Origin of the sequence: Streptomyces asiaticus, from assembly GCF_018138715.1 — a bacterium.
GTDB classification, from domain to species: Bacteria; Actinomycetota; Actinomycetes; order Streptomycetales; family Streptomycetaceae; genus Streptomyces; species Streptomyces asiaticus.
In genome coordinates this window covers 3190955-3201566 of sequence record NZ_JAGSHX010000006.1, presented here as the reverse complement: position 1 = coordinate 3201566, position 10612 = coordinate 3190955, and the positions used below count along the sequence as shown (strand labels likewise).

Genomic DNA, 10612 nt, shown 5'->3' with positions numbered 1-10612 from the left:
GTTTCCGTGGCTAGCGCGAACGAAGAGAAGCTTCTCGACAATCTGAAGTGGATGACCACTGAGCTGCGCCGGGCCCGTCGCCGCCTGACCGAGGTGGAGGCGGACGCGCAGGAACCGATCGCCATTGTGGCGATGAGTTGCCGTTTCCCCGGTGGCGTCGGTTCGCCAGAGGATCTGTGGCGGCTGGTCGCGGAGGGCGGTGACGCCATTTCCGGATTCCCCGCCGACCGCGGCTGGGACATCGACGGACTGGCCGATCCGGACCCCGACCGCAAGGGCACCTTCTACAACAGCGGCGGTGGATTCCTCGACGGCGCCGCCGAATTCGACCCCGGATTCTTCGGCATTTCGCCGCGCGAGGCGCTCGCCATGGACCCGCAGCAGCGGCTGCTGCTGGAGACGTCGTGGGAGGCGTTCGAGCGCGCGGGAATCGACCCGACGTCCGTCAAGGGCAGCCGCACCGGTGTGTACGTGGGCGCCTCGGCCATGGGCTACGGCTCCGATGTCCAGGGCGCGCCGGAGGAGCTGGAGGGCCTGCTGCTCACCGGCGGTGCCACCAGCGTGCTGTCCGGCCGTATCGCCTACACCTTCGGTCTCGAGGGCCCCGCCGCCACGATCGACACCGCGTGCTCGTCGTCGCTGGTCGCCCTGCACTGGGCGGCCCAGGCGCTGCGGCAGCGCGAATGCTCGCTCGCCCTCGTCGGCGGCGTCACCGTGATGCCCAACCCCGATGTCTTCGTGGAGTTCAGCCGCCAGCGCGGCCTCGCCCCCGACGGCCGCTGCAAGTCCTTCGCCGCGTCGGCGGACGGCACCGGCTGGTCCGAGGGCGTCGGGGTACTGCTGGTCGAGCGGCTGTCGGACGCGCGGCGCAACGGCCACCAGGTGCTGGCCGTGGTGCGCGGCAGCGCGGTGAACCAGGACGGCGCGTCGAACGGTCTGACCGCGCCGAACGGCCCGTCCCAGCGGCGTGTCATCCGCCAGGCGCTGGAGAACGCCCGGCTGTCCGCCGCCGAGATCGACGTCGTCGAGGCGCATGGCACGGGCACCACACTGGGCGATCCCATCGAAGCGCAGGCGCTGCTCGCCACCTACGGCCAGGAGCGGCCCGAGGGGCGGCCGCTGTGGCTGGGCTCGCTCAAGTCCAACCTGGGCCACGCCCAGGCGGCGGCGGGCGTCGCGGGCGTCATCAAGATGGTCATGGCGATACGCCACGGCCTCATGCCCAAGACCCTCCACGTCGACGAGCCGTCCCCGACCGTCGACTGGACGGCGGGCGAGGTGTCCCTGCTGACCGAGGCCCGGCCCTGGGACGAGACCGGCAGGCCGCGCCGGGCCGGGATCTCGGCTTTCGGCGTGAGCGGCACCAACGCCCACACCATCCTGGAGCAGGCCCCCGAGCCGGAGGCCGCGGAAGACTCTCCGGAGCCGGACGGGGACGCCGCCCCGGCCGCGAACGCCGCGCCGGTCACGGCCGCCGTGCTGCCGTGGCTCCTCTCCGCCAGGAACGCGGCGGCGCTGCGCGACAACGCCCGGCGCCTCGCCTCCCACCTCGACCGCGAACCGGCCCTCGGCACGGCTGATGTGGCCCACTCACTGGCCACCGGCCGGGCGGCGCTGGAGCGGCGCGCGGTGCTCGTGGGCGAGGACCGCGCCGGGCTGGCCGCCGGTCTTGACGCGCTGGCGCGGGGGGAGTCCGCGCCGGGGCTGGTCGAGGGGACGGTCGCCGAGGGCGAGACGGCGTTCCTGTTCACGGGGCAGGGGAGTCAGCGGCTGGGGATGGGGCGTGAGCTGTACGACGCCTATCCGGTGTTCGCGGAGGCGCTGGATGAGGTGTGCGCGGAGCTGGACCCGCATCTTGAGCGGCCGCTGAAGGACGTTCTGTTCGGGGACGATGCCGAGGCGCTGGATCAGACGGGGTTCACTCAGCCCGCTTTGTTCGCGGTTGAGGTGGCGCTGTTCCGGTTGGTCTCGGAGGCGTGGGGGCTGCGGCCCGACTATCTGTCGGGTCACTCGATCGGTGAGTTGGCCGCCGCGCATGTGGCGGGTGTGTTGTCGCTTGCCGACGCTGCCAAGCTGGTGGCGGCGCGTGGCCGGTTGATGCAGGAGCTTCCGGCGGGTGGCGCGATGATCGCCATCCAGGCGTCGGAGGACGAGGTGGCGCCGCTGCTGACCGAGCGGGTCAGCATTGCCGCCCTCAATGGGCCGTCGTCGGTGGTCATCGCGGGTGATGAGGACGCGGCGCTGGAGATCGCGTCCGGTTTCGAGGCGCGGGGTCGTAAGACCAAGCGGCTCACGGTCAGCCACGCGTTCCACTCCCCGCGTATGGACGGGATGCTGGAGGCGTTCCGCGAGGTTGCGGAGGGGCTGTCGTACGAGGCCCCGAAGATTCCGATCGTGTCGAATCTGACCGGTGGCGTGGTGTCCGCCGACGAGATCACCACTTCTGACTTCTGGGTGCGTCACGTCCGTGAGGCCGTGCGCTTCCTCGATGGTGTGCGCACCCTCGAGGCCCGGGGCGTCACCACGTTCATCGAGCTGGGCCCGGATGGTGTGCTCACCGCCATGGCCCAGGAGTGCGTCACCGACGCCGACGCGGCCGGTTTCGTCTCCGCGCTGCGCAAGGACCGTCCCGAGGCCGAGGCGCTGACCACGGCCGTCGCACGTGCCCATGTGCGCGGTGTGGCGGTGGACTGGGCCGGATACTTCGCCGGTAGGGACGCCCACCACGTCGACCTGCCGACGTACGCCTTCCAGCACGAGCGGTTCTGGCTGGAGCCGGGCGCGGCGTCCGTGGGCGATGTGGCCTCGGTGGGCCTGGAGTTGGCGGGGCACCCGCTGCTCGGCGCCGCCGTGCCGCTGGCGGAGACCGATGGGCTGGTGTTCACGGGACGGCTGGGTGTGGATACGCATCCGTGGCTGGCCGACCATGTGGTGCAGGGCGCGGTGGTGCTGCCCGGCACGGCCTTCGTGGAGCTTGCCGTCCGCGCCGGTGACCAGGTCGGCTGTGACCTGCTCGACGAGCTGTCCCTGCACGCCCCGCTGGTGCTGCCCGCACGCGGTGGCATCCGGTTGCAGCTCACCGTCGGCGCGCCCGATGGCGCCGGACGTCGGTCGCTGACCGTGCTGTCCCGCGCGGAGGACGCCCCGGCAGAGGAGCCGTGGACGCGACACGCCGACGGTGTGCTCGCCACGGGCGCGCCCAGGCCGTCGTTCGCGCTGACCGCGTGGCCGCCGCAGGGCGCCGAGGCGGCCGGTACCGAGGAGCTGTACGCGGCGCTCGCGGACGGCGGGCTGCGGTACGGCCCGGTGTTCCAGGGGCTCACGGCCGCGTGGCGGCGCGGCGACGAACTCTTCGCCGAGGTCCGGCTGGACGAGTCCGCCGCGCCCGACGCGCAGGCGTACGGTCTGCACCCGGCGCTGCTCGACTCGGCGCTGCACGCGCTCGGCCTGGACGGCCTGGGCGACGGCGACGGCCAGGGGCGGCTGCCGTTCGCCTGGACCGGCGTGTCGCTGTACGCGAGCGGCGCCCCGGCGCTGCGGGTGCGGCTGGAGCTGCGGGGCGCGGACGGTGTCCGGCTGGAGATCGCGGATGCCACCGGTGCGCCGGTCGCGGCCGTGGACTCGCTGGTCCTGCGCGCCGTGTCGGCGGAGCAGGTGCGGGCCGCGCGGGCGGCGTACCACGAGTCGCTGTTCCGCGTGGAGTGGACCGAACTCCCGGCCGGGGCGGGTGCCGGCGCGCCCGGCGGCGGCCGCTGGGCGGTGCTGGGCACGGATGCGTTCGGGTTGGGTGCCACGGCATACGCAGACCTCGCGGAGCTGGGCGAGGCCGTCGATTCCGGAACGGCGCTGCCGGAGTACGTAGTGGTGTGCCCGGCACGTGAACGCCCGGGTGCGACAATTCAAGCCCGTCCGGCGCTTGAGGACATGCCCGAGGGGCGTCCGGGCGCGCACTCGGACGGCGCGGCATCTGAAGGCCTTGGCGCGGTATCTGAAGGTCCGGGTGCGGCAGTTCAAGCCCGTCCGGCGATTGAGGACACGCCCGAAGGGCGTACGCACCCGCACGCAGACGGCGCGGCACTCGAAGGCCCGGATGCGGCATCTTCAGCCCGTCCGGCGCTTGAGGACCGGGGTCAAGGGGCGGAGCCCATCCACGCGGCGGAGCCGCATATCGATGCTGCGGGAAGGGGCGGGGTGGGGGAAAGCCCCTCGCCCGCCACCACGGCGCACCAGACCACCACCCAGGTGCTGGGCCTGCTGCGGCAGTGGCTGGCTGACGACCGCTTCACGAACTCCCGGCTGGTCCTGCTGACCTCAGGGGCCGTGGCCACCGGAGCCGGTGAGCCGGTGACGGATCCGGCGGGCGCCGCCGTACAAGGTCTGGTGCGCTCCGCGCAGGCGGAGAACCCGGACCGCTTCGTCCTCCTGGACATCGACGGCCAGGACGCGTCGCTCGCGGCGCTTCCGGCCGCGCTCGCGGCGGACGAGGAGCAGCTGGCCGTCCGTGCGGGCGTGACCCGTATCCCGAGGCTGGCCAGGGTGCCGGTCGCGGACGAGACGACCACCGAGAACGCCTTCGACCCCGAGGGCACGGTGCTGGTGACCGGCGCGTCCGGTTCGCTGGGCGGGCTGGTGGCCCGGCATCTGGTGGCCGAGCGTGGCGTACGGCAGCTGCTGCTGGTGAGCCGTCGCGGCGGCGAGGCGCCGGGTGCTGATGAACTCGCCACCGAGTTGGCCGAGTTGGGCGCGAGCGCGCGCTGGGCGGCGTGTGATGTGGCGGACCGGGACGCGCTCGCCGCGGCCCTCGCCACGGTCCCCGCCGAGCATCCGCTGACGGCGGTCGTGCACACCGCAGGCGTACTGGACGACGGTGTGATCGGCTCGCTCACCCCCGAGCGCATGGCGCACGTCATGCGCCCGAAGGTGGACGCGGCGTGGAACCTCCACGAGCTCACCCGCGACCTCGACCTGACCGCCTTCGTGCTGTTCTCCTCCGCCTCGGGCGTGTTCGGCACCCCCGGCCAGGGCAACTACGCGGCCGCCAACGCCTTCCTCGACGCCCTGGCCGCACACCGCCGCGCCGCGGGCCTGCCCGCCGTCTCACTGGCCTGGGGCCCCTGGGCCGGCGCCGGGATGGCCGGCGGCCTGGACGAGGCCGACATCGCCCGGATGCGGCGCGCCGGACTGCCGCCGCTGTCCCCGGCGGAGGGCCTGGCGCTCCTCGACGCCGCGCTCACCACGGACGAGGTGGCACCCGTCCCGATGCGCGTGGACGCCGTGGCGCTGCGCGCCCGGGCCGCGGCGGGCGCGCTCGCGCCGCTGCTGCGCGGCCTGGTGCGGGCCCCGGTGCGCCGCGCGGTGGACACCGCCGCGGGCGGCGGTTCCGCGCTGGCGGAGCGACTGGCCGGGCTGAGCGCGGCCGAGCAGGACCGGCTGCTGCTGGACCTGGTGCGTACGCAGGTGGCGGCCGTCCTCGGCCATGCGGGCCCGCAGGCCGTGGAGGAGGGCCGGGCGTTCAAGGACCTGGGCTTCGACTCCCTGACCGCCGTCGAGCTGCGCAACCTGCTGCGCGAGGCCACCGGGCTGCGGCTGCCGCCGACGCTCGTCTTCGACTACCCCACCTCGACCGCCCTGGCGGGCCATCTGCGCCAGGAGATCGTGGGGGAACCGGCCGACGGAATCGTCCCCGACCGGGTGATCAGCGCGGTGGACCGCGACGACCCGATCGCGATCGTCGCCATGAGCTGCCGCTTCCCCGGCGGGGTGCACTCGCCCGAGGAGCTGTGGCAGTTGCTGGTGGCCGGTGACGACGCCATCACGCCGTTCCCCGCCGACCGCGGCTGGGACCTCGCCACCCTCTACAGCGACGACCCCGACCTCGAGGGCACCAGCTACACCCGCGAGGGCGGCTTCCTGCACGACGTGGCCGACTTCGACGCCTCGTTCTTCGGCATCTCGCCGCGCGAGGCGCTCGCGATGGACCCGCAGCAGCGGCTGCTGATGGAGACCACCTGGGAGGCGTTCGAGCGGGCCGGGATCGACCCGGCCGCGCTGCGCGGCAGCCGTACCGGCGTGTACATCGGCTCCAACGACCAGGACTACCTGACCCTGTGGCTGAACGAGCCGCAGGGCCTCGAGGGCCACCTCGGCACCGGCAACTCCTCCAGCGTGGCCTCCGGCCGCCTCTCCTACGCCTTCGGGCTCGAAGGACCGGCGGTCACCATCGACACCGCCTGCTCGTCCTCGGTGGTGGCGCTGCACCTGGCCGCGCAGGCGCTGCGCAACGGCGAATGCTCGCTCGCGCTGGCCGGTGCCGTCACGGTCATGTCCACCCCGGGCGCCTTCCTGGAGTTCAGCCGGCAGCGCGGACTGGCCGCCGACGGCCGGATCAAGGCCTTCTCGGCGGACGCGGACGGCACCAACTGGGCCGAGGGCGTGGGCCTGTTCCTGGTGGAGCGGCTCTCCGACGCCCGCAGGAACGGCCACCCGGTGCTCGCCGTCCTGCGCTCCACCGCCATCAACCAGGACGGCGCGTCCAACGGCCTGACGGCGCCCAACGGCCCGTCCCAGCAGCGCGTCATCCGGCAGGCCCTCGCCAACGCCGGTCTTTCGGCCACGGACATCGACGTCGTGGAGGCACACGGCACGGGTACGACGCTCGGCGACCCGATCGAGGCCCAGGCGCTGCTCGCCACCTACGGCCAGGACCGGCCCGAGGACCGCCCGCTGTGGCTGGGCTCGGTGAAGTCCAACATCGGCCACACCCAGGCCGTGGCGGGCGCCGCCGGCATCATGAAGATGGTCATGGCGATGCGGCACGGTGTGCTGCCGCGGACCCTGCACGTCAGCGAGCCGACCCCGCACGTCGACTGGACCGCCGGGGACATCGAGCTGCTGACAGAGGCCCGGCCCTGGCCGGAGACCGGCCGTCCGCGCCGCGCGGGCGTGTCGTCGTTCGGCTTCAGCGGCACCAACTCGCACGCGATCATCGAGCAGGCCCCGGCCATGGACGCGGTCTCCGCGCCCGCTCCGGAGCGGGCCCTGCCCGTCCTCGCCTGGCCGGTCTCGGGCCGTACCGAGGACGCGCTACGGGCCCAGGCCGCACGGCTGCGCCCCTCCGTGGCCGCCGCCGGAGCCGACACGCCGCGCCCGCTCGACCTCGCGTACTCCCTGGCCACCTCGCGTGCCGCCCTGGAACACCGGGCCGTGCTGCTCGGCCCGGACGGCGACCTCCTCGGCGACCAGCTCGCGGCGCTGGCCGAGGGGCGCGGTGCGGCGGGGCTCGTCGAGGGCTCGGTGACCGGTGGCAAGCTGGCGTTCCTGTTCACGGGGCAGGGGAGCCAGCGGCTGGGGATGGGGCGTGAGCTGTACGACGCGTACCCGGTGTTCGCCGAGGCGCTGGACGCGGTGTGTGCGGAGCTGGACGCGCATCTCGAACGGCCCCTTCGTGAGGTGCTGTTCGGGGAGGACGCCGAGGCGCTGGACCAGACCGGGTTCACTCAGCCCGCGCTGTTCGCGGTCGAGGTGGCGCTGTTCCGGCTCGTTGAGGCATGGGGTCTGAAGGCGGACTTCCTGTCCGGGCACTCGATCGGTGAGCTGGCCGCCGCGCATGTGGCCGGGGTGTTCTCGCTGGCGGACGCGGCGAAGTTGGTGGCCGCGCGTGGCCGTCTGATGCAGGCGCTGCCCACCGGTGGCGCGATGATCGCCGTCCAGGCGTCCGAGGACGAGGTGACGCCGCTGCTCACCGAGCGTGTCTCGATCGCCGCGCTCAACGGTCCGACCTCCGTGGTCATCGCGGGTGATGAGGACGCGGCCGGGGAGATCGCAGCCGCGTTCGAGGCGCAGGGCCGTAAGACCAAGCGGCTCGCCGTGAGCCACGCGTTCCACTCGCCGCGCATGGACAGCATGTTGGAGGCGTTCCGCGAGGTCGCACAGGGGCTTACGTACGAGGCCCCGCGCCTCCCCATCGTGTCCAACCTGACGGGCGAGCTGGTCTCCGCCGAGGAGATCACGAGCCCCGACTTCTGGGTGCGCCACGTCCGCGAGGCGGTCCGCTTCCTCGATGGCGTAAGGGCGTTGGAAGCCCAGGGCGTCACCACCTACGTCGAACTCGGCCCCGACGGTGTGCTCACCGCCATGGCCCAGGACTGCGTGACCGGCGAGGGCACCGCCTTCGCCGCCGCGCTGCGCAAGGACCGCCCCGAGGCCCAGACCGTCACCACCGCGCTCGCCCAGGCGTATGTCCGGGGCGCCGAGGTTGACTGGGCCGGGTACTTCGCCGGGACCGGCGCACACCGTGTCGACCTGCCGACGTACGCGTTCCAGCGCCGCCGCTACTGGCCGGACATCGCCCCGGCGGCCGGGACCCCGGCCGAGGGCGCCGTGGGCGCCGTGGACGCGCGGTTCTGGGAGGCCGTGGAGCGCGAGGACTGGGAGTCGCTCGCCGGTGAGCTGCGGGTCGAGGGCGACCAGCCGCTCAGCGCGGTGCTGCCCGCCCTGTCCTCGTGGCGCCGCGCCCAGCGCGAGCGGTCCGCCGCGGACGGCCACCTCTACAACGTGGTGTGGAAGCCCGTAGTGGCGAAGCCGCGTCCCCAGGGCGGCCCTTCGGGCGCCCCGGCCCCGTCCGGCACCTGGCTGACCGTCGTCCCGGCGAGCCACGCCGACGACCCGCGGATCACCGCCGTGGCCGACGACCTGGCCCGGCGCGGCGTGCGGGTCGTCACGCTGGAACTGGACGCCGCCGACACCGACCCCGCCGCCGTGGCCGACCGACTCGCCTCGGCGTCGGCCGGTGGCCCGGCGGCCGGGGTGCTGTCCCTGCTGGCGCTGGACGAGCGGCCGCACCCGGAGCATCCGGCGGTGCCGGTCGGCCTCGCGCTGACCGGTGCGCTGGCCGAGGCGCTGGCGCGGCGCGGCGACGACGCCCCGGCGCGGCTGTGGTGCGCCACCCGGGGCGCGGTCTCGACCGGCGGCGCCGACCGGCTGGACAGCGCCACCCAGGCCCAGGTCTGGGGCTACGGCCGCGTGGTCGCCCTGGAGCAGCCCGAGCGCTGGGGTGGCCTGGTGGACCTCCCGGAGACCGTGGACGAGCGGACGCTGGACCGGCTCGCGGCCGTGCTCGCCGGGTCCGACGACGAGGACCAGGTGGCGATCCGCGCCACCGGGGTCTTCGTACGCCGCCTCGTCCCGGCCCCGCGCACCGCGGCCACCGCCGCCGCCGAGCCCTGGACGCCGCGCGGCACCGTGCTGGTGACCGGTGGCACGGGCGCCCTGGGACGGCATGTGGCCCGCTGGCTGGCCGACCACGGCGCGGAGCGGCTGGTGCTGCTCAGCCGCCGTGGCCCCGACGCGCCGGGCGCGGCCGAGATCGTGGCCGAACTGTCCGGCACCGACACCGCCGTGACCGTCGAGGCGTGCGATGTGGCCGACCGCCACGCGCTCGCCGCACTGGTGGAGAAGCTGGCCGCCAATGGCACGCCGGTCCGGGCCGTGGTGCACTCGGCCGGGATCTCCCAGGAGCCCGGCACCGGCACCGAACTGCCCGAGTTCGCCCGGATCGTGGCGGCCAAGACGACCGGTGCGGTCCACCTCGACGCGCTCTTCGGCGGCGACACCGAGTTGGACGCCTTCGTGCTCTTCTCCTCGATCGCCGGGGTGTGGGGCAGCGGCGGCCAGGGCGCCTACGCGGCCGGAAACGCGTTCCTCGACGCGCTGGCCGAACAGCGCCGGGCCCGTGGCCTGCCCGCCACCTCGGTGGCCTGGGGCCCGTGGGCGGAGGGCGGCATGGCCGCCGAGGGCGACGCCGAGGAGCAGCTGCGCCGCCGTGGACTGCCGCCGATGGCACCGGAGGTGAACATGGCCGCCTTCCAGCGGGTGCTCTCCCGCGAGGAGACCGCCGTGACGGTGGCCGATGTCGACTGGGAGCGGTTCGCCCCGGCCTTCACCGCCGCCCGCCCCCGCCCGCTGATCGACGATCTGCCGCAGGTGGCCAAGGCCCTGCGCGGCGGCGGCGACGGCGAGCCGGCGGACAAGGCGGCGGCCGACGGCGGGTCGGGCCTGCGCGAGCGGCTCGCCGGGCTGTCCGCGGCCGAGCGCGAGGACGCGGTGCTCGAGCTGGTCCGCACCCATGTCGCCAGCGCCCTCGGCCACGCCTCCGCCGACGAGGTCGAGGCCGGACGCGCCTTCAACGAGCTGGGCTTCGACTCGCTCACCGCGGTCGAACTGCGCACCCGGCTCGGCACGGCCACCGGCCTCAAGCTGCCCGCCAGCCTGGTCTACGACTACCCGACCCCGGCCGCGCTCGCCGAGCACCTGCTGACCGAGCTGGTCCCGGACGGACCGGGCCACGGCCCCGGCCACGCCCTGCCCGATGTGGACCTCGACCCGCAGGACGCCGAGCTGCGCCGCACCCTGGCCACCATCCCGATGAGCCGGATCCGGGAGGCCGGGCTGCTGGACACACTGCTCCGGCTGGCCGATCCACAAGCCGCCACTTCCGACCCCAGCCGCGCCGAGGACGAGGCGGAGTCCATCGACGAGATGGACGTCCAGCACCTCATCGACATGGCGCTCGACCTCGACAGCCTCGACGGCAACGATTCCTGACGCGGGCCCA

The 10612-nt window shown here is 74.2% G+C and carries 1 protein-coding gene; it reads left to right on the top strand.

The features are described from left to right. The first annotated feature begins 6 nt into the window (after positions 1–6). Positions 7–10602, top strand: coding sequence for a type I polyketide synthase (locus tag KHP12_RS20895; protein ID WP_211833443.1), 10596 nt, complete (start codon positions 7–9; stop codon positions 10600–10602). Positions 10603–10612: the final 10 nt, after the last annotated feature.